Below are 21,125 nucleotides of genomic sequence, written 5' to 3'. Positions count from 1 at the left end.
GTTCAACCGATCGGTTGGCCCGGCCGGTCAACCGGCGGCCGGGAGCCGCCAGTCCACCGGCTCCGAGCCCTGGCGGACCAGGAGGTCGTTCACCCTGCTGAAAGGCCTGGAACCGAAGAATCCGTTGTCGGCGGACATGGGCGAGGGGTGCACAGACTCCACGGCCGGCAACTCGCCCAGCAACGGCCGCAGGTTGCGGGCCTCGCGTCCCCACAGCACCGACACCAGCGGCTTGCCGCGCGCCGCCAGCGCCCGGATGGCCTGCTCGGTGACGGCCTCCCAGCCCTTGCCCCGATGGGCGTTGGGCTTGCGCGGAGCGGTGGTGAGCGAGCGGTTGAGGAGCAGGACGCCCTGCCGGGTCCACGGAGTCAGGTCCCCGTTGGCCGGCTTGCCCGTCCCCAGATCGGCGTGGAGCTCGCGGAAGACGTTGTCCAGGCTCGGCGGCCACGGGCTGACCTCGGGAGCCACCGAGAAGGACAGGCCCATCGCGTGCCCCGGCGTGGGGTACGGGTCCTGCCCGACGATCAGTACCTTCACCTCGTCGAAGGGCTGCTGGAACGCGCGCAGGACGTTCGACCCGGCTGGGACGTACGTTCTCCCCGCCGCGATCTCGGCGCGCAGGAAGTCGCCCATCGCGGCGATCTGCGCCGCCACCGGCTCCAGAGCTCGGGCCCAGCCCGGCTCGACGATCTCGTTCAACGGTCGTGCTGCCACGGCAGGTCACTCTACTGGCTCAACGGCTCACGACAGGACCGCCGCCCGTACGCACAGCACGTCCGGGAGGTGCTCGGCCAGCAGTTGCCAGCTGTCCCCGTCGTCGTGGCTCGCGTAGAGCTCGCCGTTGCGGTTGCCGAAGTAGATCCCGGCCGGGTCCGCGTCGTCCGTGCAGAGCGCGTCGCGCAGCACCGTGCCGTAGTGGTCCCCGTCCGGCAGGCCCTTCGTCAGGGGCTCCCAGCTCGCCCCCGCGTCCCGGGTCCGGAAGACCCGGCAGCGGCGCTCGGCCGGGACCCGGTCGGAGTCGGCGTTGAGGGGGAAGACGTAGGCCGTGTCCGGCCGGTGCGGATGGGCGACCACCGCGAAGCCGAAGTCCGAGGGCAGGCCGGAGCCGATGTCCGTCCACCGGGTCCCGGCGTCGTCGCTCCGGTAGACGCCCCAGTGGTTCTGCAGGTACAGCCGGTCCGGATTCCCCGCGTCCTGGGCGATCTTGTGCACGCACTGGCCGAATTCGGGATTGGGATCCGGCAGGAACACCGCCGAGACCCCGTTGTTGGACGGGGCCCAGCTGGCCCCGCCGTCCCGGGTCCGGAACACCCCGGCGGTGGAGACCGCCACCGTGACCAGGTCCGGGTCGCCCGGGTCGGTGATCACCGTGTGCAGGCCCTCGCCGCCGCCGCCCGGGACCCACTTGTCCCGGCTCGGGTGCTCCCACAGCGGCCGGACCAGCTCGAAGGACTCGCCGCGGTCGGTCGAGCGGAACAGCGCGGCCGGCTCGGTCCCCGCGTAGACCACGTCAGGGGCCTCGGGGCCGGCCGGGTGCAGCTGCCAGACCCGCTCCAGGGAGGCCCCGGTGTCCTGGGGGAACTTCACGGCTGCCACGGCGGGTTCGCGCCAGGTAGCGCCCAGGTCGTCGGAGGTGAAGACCGACGGCCCCCAGTGCGAGCTGTCCCCGCCGACCAGCAGCCGGGGCGTGGGGTCGCGCCGGTCGATGGCGACGGCGGAGACCGCCTGGGCGTTGAAATGCGGCCCGTCGAACGCCCACGTGCCGCCGGTGCCCCGGCGGCCGATGAACAGTCCCTTGCGGGTTCCCGCGAGCAGTAGCACATCGGTCATGACCGACACCTCCGGACGTCGTTGTCCCTATACGGCGGCTTTCGGGCCAGTCTGCACCCGGCCACTGACAATGCCCCCGCAGCGCCCCGCCGACGGGGAGCGCCGGTTGTATGAGAAATCTCTTAGTACGAGTAACTCCGTAGTATGGTTGTTCACGTACCAGTCTGCGGACCTCGGGCGGTTGCCCGGCGCCCGCCTGTGACCGTCCGTGATCACTGGAGAGTCCTCGTGAGTACTGCCGCCACCGCCCCGGCCGAGTTCGCCGCCCTGTTCGCGCCCTACGCCCTGCGCTCCGTGACCATCCCGAACCGGGTGTGGATGGCCCCGATGTGCCAGTACAGCGCCGAACCCGAAGGCCCGGCCACGGGTGTCGCGGGCGAGTGGCACTTCGCCCACTACGCCGCCCGCGCGGTCGGCGGCGCCGGCCTGATCATCCAGGAGGCCACCGCGATCTCCCCCGAGGGCCGGATCTCCCCGTACGACCTCGGCATCTGGAACGACGCCCAGGTGGAGGCGCTCCGCCCGATCGTCGCCTTCGTGAAGTCCCAGGGCGCCGTCGCCGGAATCCAGCTCGCGCACGCCGGCCGCAAGGCCTCGACCGAGTCCCCCTGGAAGGGCGGCCGGGTGATCGACCCGCAGGCGCCGCACGGCTGGCTGCCCAGCGCGCCGAGCGCACTGCCCTTCCGCGAAGGCGATCCGGTTCCGCACGATCTGACGGTCGATGAGATCCACGGAATCGTCGACGAGTTCGCGGCGGCCGCCGGACGTGCACGGGAGGCCGGCTACCAAGTGGCCGAGATCCACGGCGCGCACGGCTACCTCATCGGCGAGTTCCTCTCCCCCCACAGCAACCGGCGCACCGACGTCTACGGCGGCTCCTTCGAGAACCGCGCCCGCTTCGCCCTCGAAGTCGTCGATGCGGTCCGCGCGGTGTGGCCCGAGGAACTGCCGCTGTTCTTCCGGATCTCCGCCACCGACTGGCTGGAGGAGGCAGGCTGGACCGGCGAGGAGACGGTCCGGCTGGCCGGACTGCTCGAGGAGCACGGGGTGGACCTGCTCGACGTCTCCACCGGAGGCCTCGCCCCGCACGCCGAGATCCCGGTCGGCCCCGGCTTCCAGGTGCCCTTCGCCGCCCGCGTCAAGGCGGAGACCAGCCTCCCGGTGGCCGCCGTGGGTCTGATCACCGAGCCGGAGCAGGCGGAGAAGATCCTGGCCAACGGGGAGGCCGACGCGATCCTTCTCGGCCGCGAGCTGCTCCGCGACCCGTACTGGGTCCGGCGCGCCGCCGCCGAGCTGGGCGTGGCGGCGCCCGTGCCGGGCCAGTACGCCCGAGCCTGGTGAACGCGGGACCGTCCGAGGCGTGTTCTACGATGGGCGGCGCAGCTTTGACGGAAGATCAGCCGAGCCGAGGGAGAGAAAGTGACGGATACGGCCAACGCCCGCGTCCTTGACCATCCCGAGGTCGCCGAAATCCGGCTGGAGAGCGTCCTGCACGCGCTGTCCGACCCGATGCGACTGTCCGTGGTCCGGGAACTGGCGGCCTCGGACGTGGAGCAGCCGTGCTCCGCCTTCGAGCTGCCCGTCACCAAGTCGACCTGCACGCACCACTTCCGCGTCCTGCGCGAGAGCGGCGTCGTCCGCCAGGCCTACCAGGGCACGGCCAAGATGAACGAACTGCGCCGGGCCGATCTGGAGGAGCTCTTCCCCGGTCTCCTCGACCGCATCCTCGCGGCCGCCGCGGCCGAGGAGGCACGGCTCTCGGTCTGAGGCGTGCGGCCGGCCGGGCCGCTACGGAGTCCGGCCCGGCCCGTACGGGGCTCCGGGCGGGCCGCGTACCGGCCGAACCGGTGCCTCAGCCGGACCCGCCGGCCGCGGCCAGCAGGCCCGCCCAGTCCGGGATCTTGACGGAGCGCCGGCCCAGGGACCGGCCGAGCTCCGCCTCCGCCGTCTCGATGGCGAGCCAGCCCGGCCACTCCACCGGCCGCAGCCCCGCCGCGCGCAGCGCCTCCAGCGGGTCCTGCGCCAGCTCGCGGCGGGCCAGCGCCCCCGCGTCCTGGAGCAGTGACGAGGCCGTCTCCTTGGCGCACGGCCGGTTGGTGCCGATCACCCCGGTCGGGCCGCGCTTGATCCAGCCCGCCACGTATTCGCCGACCGAGGCGCGGCCCGCGCGCAGCACCCGGCCCGCCGCGTGCGGGACCGTTCCGGTGCGCTCGTCGAAGGGCAGGCCGGGCAGCGGGACCCCCTGGTACCCCACCGAGCGCAGCACCAACTGCGCCGGGATGTCCTCGTAGACTCCGGTGCCGGTGACCCCGCCCCGGCCGTCGGGGACCGTCCGCTCGAACCGCATCGCGGTGACCCGGCCGTCCGCACCGCCGAGGACTTCCACGGGACGCAGGAAGAAGCGCAGCTCGATGCGCCGGTGCGCGCCGCCTTCGGTCCGCGCGGGACCGGCGGCCGCCCAGCCGCGCAGGACCTCCACGTTGCGGCGGTTCACCGCGGGCAGGACCGCGCCCGGGTCGGCGTACGCCGGATCCAGGCCCAGCTCCGCCGGGTCCACCAGCGCCTCCACCCCGGGTAGCGTGCCCAGCTCGCGCAGTTCCTTCGTGGTGAACTTCCCCTGCGAGGGCCCGCGCCGGGCCACCATGCGCACCTCGCGCACCCCACTGGCGCCGAGCGCGCCCAGGGCCGGCTGCGGCATGTCGGTGGGCGCCAGCTCCGGTACGCCCCGGGCCAGGATCCGCGTCACGTCCACCGCGACGTTGCCCGCGCCGACCACGACGGCCGAGTCCACCCCGGGCAGGCCGAAGGCCTCGGCGGCCGCGTCCGGGTGCCCGCTGTACCAGGCCACGAAGGCGGTCGCGGAGTGCACACCGGCGAGGTCCTCGCCGGGGATGCCGAGCAGCCGGTCCCGGGCCGCGCCGACGCAGTAGACCACCGCGTGGTACAGCTCCAGGAGCCGGGCGGTGGGCAGCTCCGGGCCGCCGACCTCGACGTTGCCGAAGAACCGGATGCGCTCGTCCTCCAGCACGGTCCGCAGACTGCCCTGGAGCGACTTGATCTTCTCGTGGTCCGGGGCCACCCCGTACCGGACGAGCCCGTACGGGGCCGGCAGCCGGTCCAGCACGTCGACCCGTACGCCCGGGACCTCACGCTGCTGGACGAGCGTCTGGGCGGCGTAGACCCCGCTGGGGCCCGAACCGACAACGGCGATACGAAGCACGGCGGAGCTCCTCACGCAAGGTGCTCCCAGCATGACACCGGGCGCCCGGGACCGGCAGTCCCCGCGGGCATCCGGGGGCCCGTGGGGTCATTGAGGCGCGTGAGGGGCCTGTCAGGGCCCGGCGGGGGCCACCGGTGGTGCGGGAAACGTTCCGCCGGGCGGTCCGCCCTCCGGCGGGACCCCGAGCTCCCAGTCGAGCCCGTACCGCTGGAACAGCTCGGCCCGCAGCCGTGCCGCCGGCATCGGCGCCCCCGGCAGCAGCACCGCGACCACGGCGCCCATCAGCAGCGCCCGCAGCAGCGGGTAGTCGGCGTCCACGTCCGCGGAGCCGTACCGGACGACGGTGTCCCGCAGCAGTTCGGCGAGCCGCTGCTGTTCGACGCACCGTACGAAGCCCTCCGCCTGGAGGATGCCCGCCATGTGGGTCCGCATCAGCCGCGGCTGGTCCCGGGCGAGCCCCAGGATCGCGTCGATGGCGCGGGCGAGACGCTCGCGGCCGTCCTCGGTGCGCGGCTCCCGTTCCAGCGCTGCTTCCAGGGTGAGGTGCATCAATCGGTGCACGGCGGACTGGAGCAGTTGGCGTTTACCCGGGAAGTAGTACGACACGAGGCCGCGGGCAGCGCCCGCCCGGTCGGCGATGTCGCCGAGCTTGGTGGCTTCGTACCCGCGCTCGGCCACGAGTTCGACCGTGGCCTGCAACAACCGTTCCCGGGAACGTCTCCGCAATTCTTCATTGACCGATGCGCTGCGCGGGGACATGCTTGCTCCTGCGTTGACTGGCTCAGAGCCAATATACTCAGCGCGCGGGAAAGTCTGCCCTGGGTGAAACGGGGGATCGCCCAGGGCAGGCCCCACCGGCAGCGGCCGGCGTCACATGAGTCACAGGCGTCACCACCGTCCCGAGAGTCACCAGGGCCACGCCCAGCAGCCAGCCCGCCAGGACGTCCGTGGGCCAGTGGACGCCGAGGTACAGCCGGGTGAAGCCGACCCCGAGGACCGAGAGCGCGACCAGCGCCCGGGCCGGGTACGCGTACCGGCGCGGTGCCCCGCGGGGAACCAGCCACAGCAGCAGGCCGCAGACCACAGTCGCCGTCATGGCGTGGCCGGACGGGTAGGCGGCGTAGCTCGCGGAGTCCACCGGATCCGGCCATACCGGGCGCTCCCGCCCCACCAGTGCCTTCAGCCCCTGCTGTACCGCGGAGGACGCGAGGGTCAGGAACGCGATCCGGAGCGCGCACCGGTTCCGGCCCCGCCGCCACAGCCAGAGGCAGGCCGCCGCGGCCAGGGCCCGCATGGTCCACGGATCCCAGAACCAGTCGGTCAGCACCCGCATCACGTGGGTCACCCCGGGGTGGGCGACGGCATGGGCGTGCAGCCCCCGCACGACCCGGCCGTCGAAGGACTCCAGCGGCCGCCAGCCGATCAGGACGAGCACGGTCAGGCCGGCGGCCCCCAAAGCGGCACCCGCACCCACGGCCCGCCTGTCGTCCCCGGTCCGCCTGTCGTCCCCGGGCCGAGCCCGCTCGAGCCCGGCCCGCTCCCGCAAGTGATCGCTGCGCATGCACCGATCCTCGCACCGGACGGCCACGGCGGGCTTCGGGCCGGCAAGGTCCGAAAGGGACGGCCCAGCTAGGCCAGCGCGCTCAGTCCGGGTCCGAACGCCACCAGCAAGGGGATCGCCGGGGCCAGGGTCGCCAGGGCCGTGAGACGCATCCGGCGTCCCGCCGAGAGCCGTGGCGCGGCCGAGAGCAGGCGGCGCACCCGCTGCGGGACGTGCGCCTCCGGGTCGGAGTACTGGCCGAAGACCCCGCGGTCCTCGTTCAGCCCGACCAGGGCCAGGGCGATGGTCAGGCGCCCGTACCGCCGGGAGGCCACGTCGTCGGCGGCCAGCTCCACGAGCCGGTGCATCTCCGCTTCGAACGCGTCGAAGACCGGGACCTGCGGGAACCCCCGGGCCAGCGCCCGCGAGCAGTGCAGCAGCCAGTCGTGCCGGGCCGCCGCGTGCCCCTGCTCGTGCGCGAGCACGGCGTCCAGTTGGCTGCCCTTGAGCCGGCCCAGCGCCGCCGTCGTGACCACCAGCCGCGGGGCCGGGCCCGGCAGCCACCAGCTGTCGGGGCGCTGCCCCTCCAGTACGACGAGCCGTGCCCCGGTGGCTTCCTCCCCGGGCATCAGCGGGGCCTGGAGCAGCAGTTCGGCGCCCTGCGCCCGCCGCCGGGCGCGGTCCCGCAGGACCTCCCGGGTCAGCATCGCGCCGGTCCACAGCCCCCCGCCCGCCAGTACGAGGGCGGTCGCCATGGCCCAGACACCGCCCGCGGAGCCGAGCGCGTACGCGTCGACCACCCGGTGCGGGGCGGCGGCGAACAGCCGTCCCCGGACCGCCTGCCAGGCGCCGGCCGCGCTCAGCAGCATCGACAGCGCGAAGCACAGGAGCACGGCGCCCACCACGCACTGCCAGGCCCACAGGGCCACGACGGGTTCGCGCTCGGGCCATTGGGCCCGGGCGAGTACCCGGGGTGCGAGCATCGCGGTCAGGACGCCGAGCAGCAGGAGAGCGGCGGGGACCATCATGGGCCCAGCCTATGAGCGCACGCCTACCTGCGGGTAGGCCCGGAGTGAAGGGTGACGCAGCACACGTTTGCCCGTACCCCTTTGTCCCCGCGCGCGCCGCCTCACATCATCAGCAGCATCGCCAACATGCCCATCCCCATGGTCAGTCGGCAGGCCCGGATCACCTCCGCCGGCCCGGTCGGGGACGCGGGAGGGCCGTTGGAGTGCGCCCCGGCACCGCCCGCCGTGACCAGCCGGGACCCGCCCAGCACCACGTACCCGGCGTAGTAGACGAGCAGCAGCCCCGTCACCAACGGCAGCCCGCCGCCGTGGCCGTGGCCGGGGCCTCCGCCGTGACCGGATCCCGTTCCGGCGCCGGTCCACGCCGCCAGCGCCATGTAGACCATGGTCAGCGAGCCCACCAGGTGGTGCGCGTGGTGCAGACCGTCGCGCAGCAGCCAGGCCGCATGCAGCGCCGCGCCGCAGAAGACCGCGCCGAGCACCGGAGCCTGCCAGCCGCCGCCCAGGCCCAGGGGCACCGCCATCAGGGCCATCCCGAATCCCATCACGGCCTCTCCGACGGCGGCCGAACCGGCGCCGGCTCTGCCGGCCCGCCGCAGACAGTACGCACCGCTGGTCGCGCAGAGCAGGACGAGCAGCCAGGCGGAGACGGAAGAGGGGACGGACATGGACATGGTGGAACCGTGCACGGCGGAACCTCCCGGTTCGTCGGCTTCAGTCGGCTTCACCGGAAGAGATGCCCCCGTCGCACGGCCCGCACGCCGCCCGGGGATAGTCTCTGTGTGCCGTACACGGCACCTCGTACGTCACCCGGACATGCCGTGCCGGACACGCAGTCCCGAAGAACGGAGCCCCCGATGCCGAGCGCCGACGCCCTGGCCTTGACCTTCCGCACGGCCGTGGAGGCCGACATCCCGGCCCTGGTGGAACTCGTGGAGTCGGCCTACCGGGGGGATTCGAGCCGCGCGGGGTGGACCACCGAGGCGGACTTCCTGGACGGGCAGCGCACCGACGAGGCGGGCGTCGCCGGGATCGTGGCACACCCCGACGGCATGCTGCTCGTTGCGGAGCGCGGGGGCGAGCTCGTCTCCTGCTGCCACCTCGAACACCGCGGGGACCACGTCTACTTCGGGATGTTCGCGGTCCGCCCCGGACTGCAGGGCGGCGGCCTCGGCAAGGACGTCATGGCCGAGGCCGAGCGCCGCGCCCGCGAGCAGTGGGAGGCCAAGGAGATGCGGATGACCGTGGTCAACGTACGGGAGGAGCTCATTGCCTTCTACGTGCGCCGTGGCTACGAGCGCACCGGCGAGATGAGCCCCTTCCCCTACGGGGACGAGCGCTTCGGCGTCCCGCTCCGTGACGACCTGGCCTTCGAGCTGCTGGTCAAGTCGCTCTAGCCGGTCCCGGGGCGCCTCCTCGGCCCGGGGTGGTTCAGGCGGTGAAGCGGCCCGTGGAGCGGATCTCCGGGAAGTCGGTGACCACGCCGTCGAGTCCGAGCGCGCGCGCCAGGCGCAGCCGCTCCAGGCAGTTGACCGTCCAGCCGATCACCCGGAGCCCGGCCTCGTGCGCCGACTCCACGGTGTCCAGGGTGAGATGGCGGATGTTGAGGGCGACCGTCTCCGCACCTGCGTCCACGGCCCGGCCGACGGTCGCCTCGGCGTCCGCCGCGCTCTGGTCGGCGTAGAGCGAGGTCCGGACGCCCGGCACCAGCCGGCTCGTCTCGCCGAGCACCTCGTCGCGGAACGAGGCCACCTCCACCCGCCCGGTGAGATCGCGGCCGAGCAGCAGCTCCGCCAGTGCCGTGGCGACGCCCAGGTCGTGCACCTGGACCTGGAGCGGCGCCCGGACCGTGTCCAGGACCTCTTCGAGTACGGGCACGTGCTGGCCCTCCCCGGCGTCCAGCCCGCGCAGTTCGGCCAGGGTCAGATCGGCGACGGCTCCCGAGCCGTCGGTGGTCCGGTCCACCTCGGAGTCGTGCAGGACGACGAGGGTGCCGTCCTTGCTGAGTCGTAGGTCGAGGGCGATGACGTCCATGCCGGAACGCTCCGCGCGGACGAAGGACCGCATGGTGTTCTCCGGTTCGACACCCATGACCCCGCGGTGACCGATGGTGAGGAAAGTCAAGGTTCTCTCGCTTCCGTCGACGGCGGCTCCCCGCGCGGTCGCGGTGTCCCGACCGGCCGCGCGCGGTGAGGACGCATGCTAGTGCGCCGCGCGGGCGATGAGACCGTCCGTGCAAGGGCTCCGGAACGCCGTTCCGCCGCCTCCCACCGGGCCTGCCGGGGCTCCGGAGCCCCTGGCGGGGCCTGTCGCGTCACCCGGCCGTGGGCGCGTCCCCGCTGCCTTGACGTTCCTGCTGCGCCGGGTCGTTCGGGCCGGCCGGGGCGGCCGCGCCGGGCAGCTCCGCCAGGTCCTCCAGCAGGGTCCGGGTCAGTTCCAGCTCGGCCAGGTGCTGGCGCTCGCTCCAGCGCAACGCCAGGGTGGGGAACGCCCAGTCGGGCTCCTCGGCGGCGTGCGCCATGGCCTCCCGTACGGCGGCCAGCTCGCCCGTGGTGCGCTCCAGGTGCTCCGTCACCATTCGCCGCAGCAGCTCCGGATCCGACAGGTGCCCCAGCCAGACCCGCAGCAGCAGCCCGTGCTTGAGCACCGGGGGGCCGACCTCGGAGCAGTCGGCGGCCCACCCGGCCAGTGCCTCGCGCCCGGCGGGGGTGATGCCGTAGCGGCGCTTGGCCCGGACCTCCTCGGGCCCCGAACGCACGGAGGTCGCGTAGCCCAGTTCCTCCAGGCGGCGCAGCTCGGCGTAGATCTGGCTGATCGCCGGCGACCAGTAGAAGAAGCGGAGGGAGGAGTCCGCCCACTTCTTCAGTTCGTATCCGGTCCGCTCGCCGGGGAAGGACAGCAGACCCAGTACGGCCCACGCGGTCGGCGGCAGCTCTTGCTTCTTCGGCTTCTGACTACTAGTCATATTTCGAATTGAAGTGAGACCGGGTACGGGACGCAACCCTGGAGGCATCGTGAAATTCTCCGTGATCTTCGAAGCTCAACTGGCCGACCCGACCGTGGAGCGGGAGCACCAGGTCATCCGTGACTGCGTCGAGCAGGCGGTGCTCGCCGAGCGGATGGGCTTCGACCGGATCTGGGCCGTGGAGCACCACTCGCTGAAGTGGTACGCACACATGAGCGCACCTGAAATCTTCCTGACCTGGGTCGCGGCCCGGACCAACACCATACGCATCGGCCACGGAGTCGTGTGCATGCCCTTCAACTTCAACCACCCCGTCCGGGTCGCCGAGCGGGCCGCGATGCTCGACCTGCTGTCCGGCGGCCGGGTCGACCTCGGCGCGGGCCGCGGCGGGACCGCGCAGGAGACCTCGTTGTGCGGGGTGGACAAGGACCGCACCACGGCGGAGGTGGAGGAGGCGCTGCGGATCATAGGGAAGGCCTGGCAGCACGAAGAGCTGGAACACCACGGGGAACTGCTGGACATCGATCCGCATCCGATCCTGCCGAGGCCCAGTCAGACCCCGCACCCGCCGCTGTTCCTGGCGTGCAGCCGGGGCGAAACGCTGGTGCAGGCCGCCGAGCTGGGCGTCGGGGCGCTGGTGATGGGCTTCGCCGGACCGGAGTCCATCGCGCGGATGCGGGCCGTGTACGACACCGCGATATCCGGCCGCGACGGCGCCCGCTTCGTCTCCACCGTGGTCAACGACCACTTCTCGGTGCTGTGTCCGACCATCGTCCTCGACGACCCGGAGGAGGCCCGCCGGATCGGCATCCGGGGACAGCGGTTCTTCGCGCAGTCCATCGGCCACTGGTACGGCGGGGCGGGCGTTCCGGACGAGGCGGTGGTGGCCGGCGCCGACGAGGAGGCGGAGATGCGCAGGGCCGCCGAGCAGGTGGTGGCCCGGCTGCACGAGCTGGACATCCCGGTGCGGCCCACCTCCACGGCCACCTTCAACGCCGACCACGCCTACGGGAGCGCGGACGAGGCCATCGCGTACGTGGAGCGGCTGAGGGAGGCGGGGGCCGACGAGATCATGTGCCTGATCCAGATGGGGACCGTGCCCCAGGAGGCCTGTCTGGAAACCCTGCGGCAGTGGGGCGACAAGGTCATCCCGCACTTCCGGAAGGCGTAGGGCCGCCGCCGTGAACGAAATGAACCCGCGGTCCGACGGCCCGGCCGCCCCGGCGGGCCACACCGCCTCGGCGGGCTCCTTCTCGGGGGCCGACCGGCTCGACCCCGCCGCCCGGCCCTACGTGGATGCGATGGCCGCCTTCTTCCCCGACCTCGGGGGCGCCGTCACCGAGGCGCCGGAGGCCCGCCGGATCCTGGCGGCCGTGCCCCCGACGGCCGCGCCGCTCGCCGTCGGCTCCGTCGAGGACCGCGAGATCCCCGGGCCAGCCGGTGCGCCGCCCGTCCCGGTGCGCGTCTACCGCCCGGATCCCGGGGAGTGGCCCGGAGCCCGGCCGACCGTGGTGTTCTGCCACGGCGGAGGCTGGGCCCTGTGCGACCTCGACACCCACGACGCCACCGTCCGGGCGCTCTGCCGCGGCTCCGGGGCCGTCTTCGTCTCCGTCGACTACCGGCGGGCCCCCGAAGCCCGTTTCCCCGCCGCCGTCCACGACGCGTACGCCGCCCTGTGCTGGGCCGGCGCGCACGTCGAGGAGCTGGGCGGGGATCCGGCCGCCCTGGTGGTGGCGGGGGACAGCGCGGGCGGGAACCTCGCCGCGGCCTCGCTGCTGATGGCCCGGGATCACCGGGAACGCGGCGGACCGGCCGTCGCGCTCCAGGTGCTGATCTATCCCTGCCTGGACGCCGGGCAGGACACGAAGTCCTACCGGGACAACGCGGCGGGCTGCTTCCTCACCGCCGCGCACCTGCGCTGGTTCTGGGAGCAGTACCTGGGGCCCGGGGGCGACGGCCGCGATCCGCTGGCCTCCCCGCTCCGCGCCGACCTGCGGGGGCTGCCGCCCGCGCACGTGGTGGTCGCCGGGTGCGATCCGCTGCGGGACGAGGGGGTGGCGTACCACCGTCGGCTGATCGGCAGCGGAGTTCCTTCGGTCCTTGACGAGCATCCCGGGATGTTCCACGGGTTCCTCGCACTGGCCGACGTACTCCCACAGGCCCGCCAGGCCTTGGCGCGACTGGGCGGAGTCCTCGATTCCGTGCATAAGAACGGGAAGACTTCCGGTGAAACTAGGGGTGACGCAGGATAATTTCCCGGATTCCCTCTTGAGCAGGAGAGCCTCACATGCATACGCTGTCTTAACGTGAGGTTCTCCTGTGGAGGAAGTGACATGACGGAAACTCTTGTGCCGGGTATCGGCGGTGCCGTGATAACCGCCGGTGTACGGGTGGTGGACCACCCGGCGTGGCCCGAGCTCAAGGCCGCCGTGGAGGAGATCCGGCCCTGGCAGTCGGCCGACGGCTCCATCGACTTCGAGGCCGAGGGGGCGCCTTCCCGCGCCGCGGCCCAGGTCGCGGTCGAGCGCGTGGTCTCGGGCGTCGAGGCACTGTCGCCGCTGCTGCCGCACGGGGGCGCGTACCACCGGGCCCTCGTCGGCGACCTGCGCAAGTGGGCCGCGGACGGCTTCGGCGTGCCGGACTTCCTCGACTCCCTGCTGGCCTTCCACCCGGCGGCCGAGCGCGCCGACGGGCTCCAGCACCTCGTGGTCTTCCCGATGTACACCCAGAACGGCAACCCGGACCGCAACCTCGAAGCCGTCGTGCTGAAGATGGTGTGGCCCGAGTGGCTCTCCGAGCTGGAGCGCACCCGGTACGACAACCCGCTCTTCCTCGGTATCACCTTCGAGGACTTCACCCCGGGCTACGACACCCACTCCGCGGTGCTCTTCCCGGAGACCATCGCCGTGCGCGAAGCCCCGGAGCGCTTCACCTGGGGCGGGATCTTCTGCGACCGCGAGGCCGCCCGCTACCGCAAGGTCACCGAGGCCGCCGTCGACATCCTGGGCATCGAGCTGCCCGAGGACATCGCCCGCATGGTCGAGGACCAGGAGCGCTGCGAGAAGGCCTTCGTCCTGTGGGACATGGTCCACGACCGCACCCACAGCCACGGAGACCTGCCGTTCGACCCCTTCATGATCAAGCAGCGCCAGCCGTTCTGGATGTACGGCCTCGAAGAGCTGCGCTGCGACCTCACCGCCTTCAAGGAGGCCGTGAAGCTGGAGTCCGAGGGCAACGAGCACGGCCGTGACGTGCAGTACGCGGTCCTCTTCGACCGGATGTTCCGCTTCCCGGTCTCCGGCGACCGCAACCGCAACTACGACGGTCTCGGCGGCCAGCTCCTGTTCGCGTACCTCCACAAGCACGACGTCGTGCGCTGGACGGACAACAAGCTGAAGATCGACTGGATGCGTGCCCCGCAGGTCACCAACCAGCTGTGCGCCGAGATCGAGGACCTCTACCGGGCCGGCATCGACCGCCCGAAGCTCGTCCACTGGTTCAAGGCCTACGAACTGGTCGCCGAGTACCTCGCTCCCCACCCGGGATCCCGCTGGGCCAAGGGCCCCGACGCCCTGGATCTCACGCAGCCGCCGCGCAAGCTCGTGGACGACGTGCTTCCCGACGAGTTTCCGCTCAGCATGTTCTATGAAGCCCTCGCCAAGAAGCTCAAGGGCGTGATCGCTTCGACCAAGGGCATCACCGCCCTCAACACGGAACACGCAGAGCGGGCCGCCGCGTGAGCGCTCGCCCACAGGAGGCTGCACAGATGAACGGCTCCGGGAACGGAAACGGCAAGCTCCACGGCGCGGTGGTGGCGGTGGCAGGCGCAGGCGGCCCCGCCGGGCGCGCCACCCTGCTCCGCCTCGCCGAGGCCGGCGCCGTGGTCATCGCGTCCGACGCCGACCCGGCGCGGCTCGCGGAGGCCGTGGACGCGGCGCGTTACGCCCATGGCGGCGCCACCATCACCGGTGACACCGTGGACCTGCTCGACCTGGACGCCACCAAGGCCTGGGCCGAGCAGACCGAGAAGGAGTTCGGCCGGGTCGACGGCCTGGTCCACCTCGTCGGAGGCTGGCGCGGCAGCACCACCTTCACGGACACCGACCTCGCGGACTGGGACTTCCTGGAGAAGCTCCTCATCCGCACGGTCCAGCACACCTCGCTCGCCTTCCACGACGGACTGCTGCGCAGTGACCGCGGCCGCTACGTCCTCGTCAGCCAGTCCGGCGCGCACAAGCCGGTCGCCAACAACGCCGCGTACAACGCGGGCAAGGCGGCCGCCGAGGCCTGGACGCTCGCGATGGCCGACTCCTTCCGCAAGCTGGGGGGCGAGGAGGGCCCGGGAGCCGCGGCTGCGATCCTGGTCATCAAGGCACTGGTGCACGACGCGATGCGCGCCGAGCGCCCCACTGCGAAGTTCGCGGGCTTCACCGACGTCAAGGAGCTGGCCGAGGCCATCGCCGGCGTCTGGGAGCGGCCCGCCTCCGATGTGAACGGACAGCGTCTGTGGCTCACTCCCCGACCGTGAAGAACACCGGCGTGAGAACCGCGATCAGGAAGTCCCAGGCGAAGACCGACGCCCGCCGGCACCACGACCCGGCGGTGCGCGGCTTCGCCAGCGACAACTACGCCGGGGTGCACCCGGAGATCCTGGCGGCCATCGCGCTGGCCAACGGCGGCCACCAGGTCTCCTACGGCGACGACGAGTACACCGAACACCTGCAAACGGTCTTCCGCGGCCACTTCGGCGCGCACGCCGAGGCCTACCCGGTCTTCAACGGCACCGGCGCCAACGTGACGGCCCTGCAGGCCCTCACCGACCGCTGGGGCGCGGTGATCTGTGCCGAGTCGGCGCACATCAACGTCGACGAGGGCGGCGCGCCCGAGCGCATGGCGGGCCTCAAGCTGCTCACCGTTCCCACCCCGGACGGCAAGCTCACCCCCGAGCTCATCGACCGGCAGGCCTGGGGCTGGGAGGACGAGCACCGGGCGATGCCGCAGGTCGTCTCGATCACCCAGAACAGCGAGCTCGGCACGGTCTACACCGTGGACGAGATCCGGGCCATCTGCGAGCACGCGCACGGCAAGGGCATGAAGGTCCACCTCGACGGTGCCCGGATAGCCAACGCCGCGGCCTCGCTCGACGTGCCGATGCGCGCCTTCACGAACGCCGTCGGCGTCGACGTGCTGTCCTACGGCGGCACCAAGAACGGGATGATGGCCGGCGAGGCCGTCGTCGTGCTGAACCCGGACTCCGTCCGGCAGATGAAGCACATCCGCAAGATGTCGATGCAGCTCGCCTCGAAGATGCGCTTCGTGTCGGTGCAGCTCGAAGCGCTCCTCGCGAAGGACCTGTGGCTGCGCAACGCCCGCCACGCCAACGCGATGGCGCAGCGGCTGGCGGCCGGCGTGCGCGAGACCGACGGGGTGGAGATCCTCTACCCGGTGCAGGCGAACGCCGTGTTCGCGCGGCTTCCGCACGCGGTGACGCGGCGGCTCCAGGAGCGCTACCGCTTCTACTTCTGGGACGAGATCGCGGGTGACGTCCGCTGGATGTGCAGCTTCGACACCCTGGAGGAGGACGTGGACGGCTTCCTCCAGGCCCTCAAGGAGGAGCTGGCCCGCTAGGGTCGGAGCCGCGATTCCGCGGGTGCCATAAATCTATAGACATGCAGAATTCTGCATAGGTATGCTCCTGGATCATGAAACTGATCCAGGAGCATTCCGACGTCGCCGCCTATCTGGCGCCCGACGAAGCGGTCGATCACGATCACCCGCTGGTCCAGGAGACCGCCGACGCCTTGTGGTCGGCCACGGGCGACGCATATTCATACGCCAAGGTCGCCTTCGAGTTCGTCCGCGACACCATCCCGCACTCCGCCGATTCCGGGGACGACCGCGTCTCCTGGCGCGCCTCCGACGTGCTGGGCACGCGCAACGGCATCTGCTACGCCAAGTCCCACGCGCTGACGGCCCTGCTACGCGCCCGCGGCATCCCGGCCGGGCTCTGCTACCAGCTCCTCGGCGACGGCGACGGGTCGAACCTGGCCGTCCACGGCCTCGTCGCGCTGCGTCTGCCCGGCGGGGAGGACTGGTCCCGGGTGGACCCGCGGGGCAACAAGCCCGGCGTGGACGCCCAGTTCGCTCTCGACCGGGAGCAACTGGCCTTCCCCGTCCGCCCGGAGCTCGGCGAGATCGACTACCCCGGGCTGTACGCGGCGCCGCACCCGGCCGCGCTCAAGGCGCTCCAGGAGTCCGCTGACCGGTCGCAGTTGTGGCGGAACCTGCCGACGGGGCTGTAGCCGGGGGAGCGCCGGTGGCGTCCGGTACGGGCGCGCGTGCGGTCACCAGCGTGTGCAGCAGGGCGCCGGCCAGCTGCAGTGCGGCGATCCCGAGCAGCAGGATCCACGGCGGCGCGTCGGCCGCGAGCCCCACGAGGGCGGCGCCGGTCGACGCGGCGGTCACCTTGAGTCCGGCACCGAGGGTGAAGACCTGGGTGCGCACCCCGTCCGGTGCGTACTGCGAGCGGATCCGCAGGGTGGCCGTGAGCAGCGGCCCGTCGCACACCCCGGCCGCCGCGAACGCCACCGCCGTGAGGGCGACCGAGGGGGCGAACGCGGCCGCCGTGAGCGCCACTCCGGTGGCCGCCATGGCCCAGCGGGCCAGCTTGCCCGGTGCCACGGCCGTGATCCGGCCCAGCGTCAGGGAGCCGGACAGGGCGCCCAGGGCGAAGGCCGTCATCAGGACCCCGCCGCCGCCCGGACTGCCGAGCGCGGTGGCCAGGAGCACCGACGTGGTGGTGAGCGAGCCGATGCCGACGAAGGCCAGGGTGGTGGCCGAGGTGACCGCCCGCAGCTCCCGGATGCGCCACAGGGCGGCCAGCCCCGCGCCCAGCCCGGCCCGGGGGGCGCCGGGGGCGGGGTCCGCGCCGTGGCTCCCGTGGTTTCCGTACGGAAGGGTGGCCGCCAGCGCCGCCGCCAGTGCGCCGGACGCCGCCAGGACCGCCATCGCCGGACCGGCCGAACCGAAGGCCGCCACCAGGCCGACGGCCGCCGGTGCGGTGACCGCGGCGCCGTTGTAGGTGGACGCGTCCCAGGCGTAGGCCCGGTCGCGCGCCGGACCGGCCGGGACCAGGCCCGTCACCAGACTGGACAGCCCGCCCGTCACCATCGGCCCGCAGGCGCCGCCGAGCACCGCCACCACGAGCACCACGGGCGTCGGAGCCCGCCCGAGCAGGACGGCCAGGGTCGCCACGGCCGCGGTGAATCCGGCCAGCGCGCCCACGTGGAAGAGCCTGGGGCTGCGCGCCCTGGCCGCGGCGGCGCCCGCGAGCGGAGCCGCCAGTACGTGCGGGGCGAGCCAGGCGGTCAGGACGAAGGCCCCGTGCGCCGCGCTTCCGGTGCGCTCCAGGGCGAGCAGCACCACCGCCATGCCCATGCCCTCGGAGGCGAACCGTGCGGCCAGCGCCGCGGCCAGGTACCGCCCGAACCCCTGCATCCCAGGCCCCCCTGCGTCCGGCAGTGCCGTATCGGGCAACGCCGTGGAGGGGCAGACGTTACGCCATTCGGGTGTATGGGGAGAGGGGTGCGGCGCCGGGCCGAGTGCGGGACCACGGGATTCGGTCAATAGGAAACTTTCCTGTCTGACATCGTTGTCACCTTGGCATGCGCATGGGTATCTTCGGCCACAGGAATCCCCCCACGGACCCTTCTCGCGGGACCTCCGCACCCCCATTCCGCGGACGCCCGCACCTTCCCCCCCCCACCTCCGACCGGAAGGCGCTTCCATGCGTTTCGGAATCCCCACCGGGCCGGCCGCGACGGCCCTCGCCCTGGTCGCGGCGTTAGCCTTCACCATTACTCCCGCCGCGCACGCCACCCACCCCCTCCCCGCCGCGGCCCCCGCCCCGGCGGCCGCCCCAACCGCCTTCGCCCACCCGGGAGTCCTCAACAGCCGCGCCCAACTGGACTTCGTACGCACCAAGGTGCAGGCAGGGCAGCAGCCGTGGAAGGCGGCGTTCGACGACATGCGGGCGAGCGGGTACGCCTCCTTGTCCCGGACTCCCAAGCCGCGCGCCGTCGTCGAATGCGGCTCCCACTCCAACCCGGACATCGGCTGCTCCGACGAACGCGAGGACGCGATCGCGGCGTACACCGACGCGCTCGCCTGGTACATCACCCGCGACCCCGCGTACGCGAAGAAGTCGATCGAGCTGATGGACGCCTGGTCCGCCCGGATCAAGAGCCACACCAACAGCAACGCCCCGCTGCAGAGCGGCTGGGCGGGCTCCACGTGGCCGCGCGCCGCCGAGATCGTCAAGCACACCTACACCGGAGGCTGGGCGAACCAGGGGCGCTTCGCGACGATGCTGCGCGAGGTCTACCTGCCCGAGGTGATCAACGGGAGGCCGAACAGCAACGGCAACTGGGAACTGATCATGATGGACGCGGCGGTGGGCATCTCCGTCCACCTAGACGACCGCGCGTCCTACGACAAGGCGATGGCGATCTACCTCGGCAGGGTTCCCGCCTACTTCTACCTGGCCTCCGACGGCCCGCAGCCCAAGTACCCGCCGCGCTCCACCATCGACACCAGGAGCGAGCTGATCGACTACTGGCACGGCCAGAGCACCTTCATGGACGGTCTGGCCCAGGAGGCCTGTCGGGACTTCGGCCACACCGGCATGGGGATCGCCGCGACCATGCACGTCGCCGAGACCTCACGCATCCAGGGGCGTGACCTGTACCCGGAGTTCAAGGACCGGTTCCGCAACGCGCTGGGCTTCCACGCCAAGTACGAGCTCGGCGCGGCCGTGCCGGCCTCACTGTGCGGGGGGAGCCTGACCAAGGGCCTGGGCCCGGCCACCGAGGTCGGCTACAACGCCCTGCACAACCGGCTCGGCGTCGCCATGGAGAACACCGGCCGGCTCACCGAGAGCCGGCGTCCCGCGGGTACCGAAAACCATTTCGAGGCGTGGGAGACGCTCACCCACGCGGACAACCCGAACTGACCGGCGCGGTGCGGTCCGCCACCCGGCGGGCCGCACCCCGTCCCGAGGGCTCAGCCGGCTTCCTTGACCTGGGCCGCGGTCGGCGCGGTGCCGCCGAGGTGGGCAGGCAGCCACCAGGAGTCGTCCGCACCCCTGGGCTTGGCCGGGTAGGCGGCCTGCGCGGCGTCCAGCAGCTCCTGCACCCGCTCGCGCAGCCGGCGGGTGATGGCCCCGGCGAACTGGTCGGAGGGCGCCTCCAGCGGCTCGCCCACGCGCATGGTCACGGGGATGTGGCTGCGCTTGAGGTCCTTGGGGCGGCCCTTGGTCCACAGTCGCTGCGTACCCCACAGGGCCACGGGGATCAGCGGCACCCCGGCCTCCTGCGCCATCCTGGCCGCGCCGGACTTGAAGCTCTTGAGCGTGAAGGACTGGGAGATCGTCGCCTCGGGGAAAACGCCGATGATCTCGCCGGAGCGCAGGGAGTCGAGGGCGTGTTGGTACGCCGTCTCACCCTGCGCGCGGTCCACGGGGATGTGCTTCATGGCGCGCATCAGCGGACCGGACACCTTGTGCCGGAACACCGACTCCTTCGCCATGAAGCGCACGAGGCGCTTCTGCGGGCGGGCGGTCAGCCCGGCGAAGATGAAGTCGAGGTAGCCGATGTGGTTCGACACCAGAACAGCTCCGCCCTTGCGGGGGATGTTCTCGGTGCCCTTCATGTCGATGCGGACGTCCAGCGCGCGGAACAGAGTGTGTGCGGCGCCGATCACCGGGGGGTAGACGAGCTCAGCCATGGTGGGGAGACCCCGCTTTCTGCCTGGAGGTGCTCCCGGCCGGAAGTTACGGCAGCGTAGGTACGCGGCCATGGGGATCGTGCCCCATACGGGAGCCCCAGACCAGCCCAGACGCCTGAGCCCGGGGAGATTCTCGTCACGCCGGGAATGCGGCGCGCCTGCCGGGCGCTCCGATCAGCGTACGAACGTACTGGGATCATGTACGGACACACATACGGTCGGCGTATGGACGCGGGTGTGGACGCGGGAGCGGTACGAGGACGGCGGCGACGGGAGCGGGCGTGCGCGAGCACGATGGGCACGACGGGACGGGCCTTCGGCTGGGCGCCCCGGAGCTGGGCGCGGAGCCGGGGGAGCGGGCCACCCTGGTGCAGTTCTCCAGCGCCTTCTGCCAGCCCTGCCGGGCCACGCGACGGATCCTGGCCGAGGTCGCCGGCATGGTCGAGGGGGTCGCGCACATCGAGATCGACGCCGAGGACCGGCTGGAACTCGTACGGGCCCTCGGGATCGAGAAGACCCCGACCGTGCTCGTCCTGGACGCGGCCGGCCGGATCGTGCGGCGGGGCGTGGGGATGCCGCGCACGGCGGACGTGATCGCCGCCCTGGGCGCGGCCGTATGACGCTCGCGCGAGGTCCGGAGCGCCGGTGCGCGCGCCCGCACGCAGAGTGACGCGCCCTACATCTGTCCGCTGCGGCTTGACTGTGTACACGGGAGATCGCCAGGCTGGCGACATGCGGTATGAACTCCTGCTTTACGGA

Annotated in this window: 22 protein-coding genes; 11 read left to right on the top strand and 11 right to left on the bottom strand. The window is 72.3% G+C overall.

Annotated elements, in window-relative coordinates:
- Nucleotides 1-27: 27 nt before the first annotated feature.
- A complete protein-coding gene (locus AC3IYJ_RS05735) occupies nt 28-714 on the bottom strand; it encodes a uracil-DNA glycosylase (protein ID WP_489400260.1) in 687 nt (228 codons plus the stop codon).
- Between the two features lie 27 nt (nt 715-741).
- The gene (locus AC3IYJ_RS05730; RefSeq protein WP_489400259.1) at nt 742-1,830 is read right to left on the bottom strand and encodes a WD40/YVTN/BNR-like repeat-containing protein; all 1,089 of its coding nucleotides are present in this window, start codon (nt 1,828-1,830) and stop codon (nt 742-744) included.
- A gap of 228 nt (nt 1,831-2,058) precedes the next feature.
- Between AC3IYJ_RS05730 and AC3IYJ_RS05725 the strand changes: the two genes are divergently transcribed.
- Nucleotides 2,059-3,171, top strand: a complete 1,113-nt coding sequence (locus AC3IYJ_RS05725) for an NADH:flavin oxidoreductase/NADH oxidase (protein ID WP_489400258.1) — start codon at nt 2,059-2,061, stop codon at nt 3,169-3,171.
- Between the two features lie 78 nt (nt 3,172-3,249).
- Complete coding sequence (locus AC3IYJ_RS05720) at nt 3,250-3,597, top strand: ArsR/SmtB family transcription factor (RefSeq protein ID WP_489400257.1); 348 nt, start codon at nt 3,250-3,252, stop codon at nt 3,595-3,597.
- A gap of 85 nt (nt 3,598-3,682) precedes the next feature.
- On the opposite strand, the gene AC3IYJ_RS05715 is transcribed toward AC3IYJ_RS05720, so the two are convergent.
- The 5 genes from AC3IYJ_RS05715 to AC3IYJ_RS05695 form a co-directional block, all read right to left on the bottom strand.
- Nucleotides 3,683-5,050 carry an FAD-dependent oxidoreductase gene (locus AC3IYJ_RS05715; RefSeq protein ID WP_489400256.1) on the bottom strand — a complete coding sequence of 456 codons (1,368 nt, stop codon included), beginning with the start codon at nt 5,048-5,050 and terminating at the stop codon, nt 3,683-3,685.
- 111 nt (nt 5,051-5,161) lie between these two features.
- Nucleotides 5,162-5,809 (bottom strand): TetR/AcrR family transcriptional regulator, encoded by a 648-nt coding sequence (locus AC3IYJ_RS05710; protein WP_489400255.1) that lies wholly within the window; start codon nt 5,807-5,809, stop codon nt 5,162-5,164.
- Between the two features lie 37 nt (nt 5,810-5,846).
- Complete coding sequence (locus tag AC3IYJ_RS05705) at nt 5,847-6,611, bottom strand: phosphatase PAP2 family protein (RefSeq protein WP_489400254.1); 765 nt, start codon at nt 6,609-6,611, stop codon at nt 5,847-5,849.
- Nucleotides 6,612-6,679: 68 nt separating this feature from the next.
- Entirely contained in the window at nt 6,680-7,618 is a 939-nt protein-coding gene (locus tag AC3IYJ_RS05700; RefSeq protein ID WP_489400253.1) for a M56 family metallopeptidase, read from the bottom strand.
- A 101-nt stretch (nt 7,619-7,719) separates the two neighbouring features.
- Nucleotides 7,720-8,286, bottom strand: coding sequence for a DUF5134 domain-containing protein (locus tag AC3IYJ_RS05695; RefSeq protein ID WP_489402700.1), 567 nt, complete (start codon nt 8,284-8,286; stop codon nt 7,720-7,722).
- Nucleotides 8,287-8,475: 189 nt separating this feature from the next.
- Here AC3IYJ_RS05695 and AC3IYJ_RS05690 point away from each other — a divergent pair, with 189 nt between their 5' ends.
- Entirely contained in the window at nt 8,476-9,015 is a 540-nt protein-coding gene (locus AC3IYJ_RS05690; protein ID WP_489400252.1) for a GNAT family N-acetyltransferase, read from the top strand.
- A gap of 34 nt (nt 9,016-9,049) precedes the next feature.
- Here AC3IYJ_RS05690 and AC3IYJ_RS05685 read toward each other — a convergent pair whose 3' ends face one another.
- Both AC3IYJ_RS05685 and AC3IYJ_RS05680 read right to left on the bottom strand, forming a co-directional pair.
- Nucleotides 9,050-9,742 (bottom strand): glycerophosphodiester phosphodiesterase, encoded by a 693-nt coding sequence (locus tag AC3IYJ_RS05685; protein ID WP_489400251.1) that lies wholly within the window; start codon nt 9,740-9,742, stop codon nt 9,050-9,052.
- 190 nt (nt 9,743-9,932) lie between these two features.
- Complete coding sequence (locus AC3IYJ_RS05680; RefSeq protein WP_489400250.1) at nt 9,933-10,583, bottom strand: helix-turn-helix transcriptional regulator; 651 nt, start codon at nt 10,581-10,583, stop codon at nt 9,933-9,935.
- A 49-nt stretch (nt 10,584-10,632) separates the two neighbouring features.
- On the opposite strand from AC3IYJ_RS05680, the gene AC3IYJ_RS05675 reads away from it, so the two are divergent.
- The 6 genes from AC3IYJ_RS05675 (at nt 10,633) to AC3IYJ_RS05650 (ending at nt 16,885) form a co-directional block, all read left to right on the top strand.
- Nucleotides 10,633-11,754 carry an LLM class flavin-dependent oxidoreductase gene (locus AC3IYJ_RS05675; protein ID WP_489400249.1) on the top strand — a complete coding sequence of 374 codons (1,122 nt, stop codon included), beginning with the start codon at nt 10,633-10,635 and terminating at the stop codon, nt 11,752-11,754.
- A gap of 19 nt (nt 11,755-11,773) precedes the next feature.
- Nucleotides 11,774-12,835 carry an alpha/beta hydrolase gene (locus tag AC3IYJ_RS05670; protein ID WP_489402699.1) on the top strand — a complete coding sequence of 354 codons (1,062 nt, stop codon included), beginning with the start codon at nt 11,774-11,776 and terminating at the stop codon, nt 12,833-12,835.
- Nucleotides 12,836-12,916: 81 nt separating this feature from the next.
- Complete coding sequence (locus AC3IYJ_RS05665) at nt 12,917-14,323, top strand: DUF6421 family protein (protein ID WP_489400248.1); 1,407 nt, start codon at nt 12,917-12,919, stop codon at nt 14,321-14,323.
- A 26-nt stretch (nt 14,324-14,349) separates the two neighbouring features.
- Nucleotides 14,350-15,111, top strand: coding sequence for an SDR family NAD(P)-dependent oxidoreductase (locus tag AC3IYJ_RS05660; RefSeq protein ID WP_489400247.1), 762 nt, complete (start codon nt 14,350-14,352; stop codon nt 15,109-15,111).
- Between the two features lie 11 nt (nt 15,112-15,122).
- Entirely contained in the window at nt 15,123-16,211 is a 1,089-nt protein-coding gene (locus AC3IYJ_RS05655) for a threonine aldolase family protein (protein ID WP_489400246.1), read from the top strand.
- Nucleotides 16,212-16,285: 74 nt separating this feature from the next.
- Nucleotides 16,286-16,885, top strand: a complete 600-nt coding sequence (locus AC3IYJ_RS05650; protein WP_489400245.1) for a transglutaminase-like domain-containing protein — start codon at nt 16,286-16,288, stop codon at nt 16,883-16,885.
- On the opposite strand, the gene AC3IYJ_RS05645 is transcribed toward AC3IYJ_RS05650, so the two are convergent.
- The gene (locus AC3IYJ_RS05645) at nt 16,821-18,080 is read right to left on the bottom strand and encodes an MFS transporter (RefSeq protein WP_489400244.1); all 1,260 of its coding nucleotides are present in this window, start codon (nt 18,078-18,080) and stop codon (nt 16,821-16,823) included. The genes AC3IYJ_RS05650 and AC3IYJ_RS05645 overlap by 65 nt on opposite strands.
- A gap of 289 nt (nt 18,081-18,369) precedes the next feature.
- Here AC3IYJ_RS05645 and AC3IYJ_RS05640 point away from each other — a divergent pair, with 289 nt between their 5' ends.
- The gene (locus tag AC3IYJ_RS05640) at nt 18,370-19,593 is read left to right on the top strand and encodes an alginate lyase family protein (protein WP_489400243.1); all 1,224 of its coding nucleotides are present in this window, start codon (nt 18,370-18,372) and stop codon (nt 19,591-19,593) included.
- A gap of 50 nt (nt 19,594-19,643) precedes the next feature.
- Here the strand turns inward: AC3IYJ_RS05640 and AC3IYJ_RS05635 are convergent, their stop codons facing one another.
- The gene (locus AC3IYJ_RS05635; protein WP_489400242.1) at nt 19,644-20,366 is read right to left on the bottom strand and encodes a lysophospholipid acyltransferase family protein; all 723 of its coding nucleotides are present in this window, start codon (nt 20,364-20,366) and stop codon (nt 19,644-19,646) included.
- 281 nt (nt 20,367-20,647) lie between these two features.
- Between AC3IYJ_RS05635 and AC3IYJ_RS05630 the strand changes: the two genes are divergently transcribed.
- Nucleotides 20,648-20,986: a TlpA family protein disulfide reductase gene (locus AC3IYJ_RS05630; RefSeq protein WP_489400241.1), complete on the top strand. Its 339-nt coding sequence runs from the start codon at nt 20,648-20,650 to the stop codon at nt 20,984-20,986.
- Nucleotides 20,987-21,125 lie beyond the last annotated feature (139 nt).

It is taken from the genome of Streptomyces sp. GL_140 (assembly GCF_057834465.1).
This window is presented reverse-complemented; position numbering and strand designations above follow the sequence as displayed.

Excerpts from the sequence above, each read along its gene's own strand:
- AC3IYJ_RS05690 (WP_489400252.1), top strand. The coding sequence starts at position 8,476 with ATGCCGAGCGCCGACGCCCTGGCCTTGACCTTCCGCACGGCCGTGGAG.
- AC3IYJ_RS05650 (WP_489400245.1), top strand. The coding sequence starts at position 16,286 with ATGAAACTGATCCAGGAGCATTCCGACGTCGCCGCCTATCTGGCGCCC.
- AC3IYJ_RS05640 (WP_489400243.1), top strand. The coding sequence starts at position 18,370 with ATGCGTTTCGGAATCCCCACCGGGCCGGCCGCGACGGCCCTCGCCCTG.
- AC3IYJ_RS05670 (WP_489402699.1), top strand. The coding sequence starts at position 11,774 with ATGAACCCGCGGTCCGACGGCCCGGCCGCCCCGGCGGGCCACACCGCC.
- AC3IYJ_RS05665 (WP_489400248.1), top strand. The coding sequence starts at position 12,917 with ATGACGGAAACTCTTGTGCCGGGTATCGGCGGTGCCGTGATAACCGCC.
- AC3IYJ_RS05660 (WP_489400247.1), top strand. The coding sequence starts at position 14,350 with ATGAACGGCTCCGGGAACGGAAACGGCAAGCTCCACGGCGCGGTGGTG.
- AC3IYJ_RS05635 (WP_489400242.1), bottom strand. The coding sequence starts at position 20,366 with ATGGCTGAGCTCGTCTACCCCCCGGTGATCGGCGCCGCACACACTCTG.
- AC3IYJ_RS05700 (WP_489400253.1), bottom strand. The coding sequence starts at position 7,618 with ATGATGGTCCCCGCCGCTCTCCTGCTGCTCGGCGTCCTGACCGCGATG.
- AC3IYJ_RS05730 (WP_489400259.1), bottom strand. The coding sequence starts at position 1,830 with ATGACCGATGTGCTACTGCTCGCGGGAACCCGCAAGGGACTGTTCATC.
- AC3IYJ_RS05645 (WP_489400244.1), bottom strand. The coding sequence starts at position 18,080 with ATGCAGGGGTTCGGGCGGTACCTGGCCGCGGCGCTGGCCGCACGGTTC.
- AC3IYJ_RS05710 (WP_489400255.1), bottom strand. The coding sequence starts at position 5,809 with ATGTCCCCGCGCAGCGCATCGGTCAATGAAGAATTGCGGAGACGTTCC.
- AC3IYJ_RS05680 (WP_489400250.1), bottom strand. The coding sequence starts at position 10,583 with ATGACTAGTAGTCAGAAGCCGAAGAAGCAAGAGCTGCCGCCGACCGCG.
- AC3IYJ_RS05695 (WP_489402700.1), bottom strand. The coding sequence starts at position 8,286 with ATGTCCGTCCCCTCTTCCGTCTCCGCCTGGCTGCTCGTCCTGCTCTGC.
- AC3IYJ_RS05705 (WP_489400254.1), bottom strand. The coding sequence starts at position 6,611 with ATGCGCAGCGATCACTTGCGGGAGCGGGCCGGGCTCGAGCGGGCTCGG.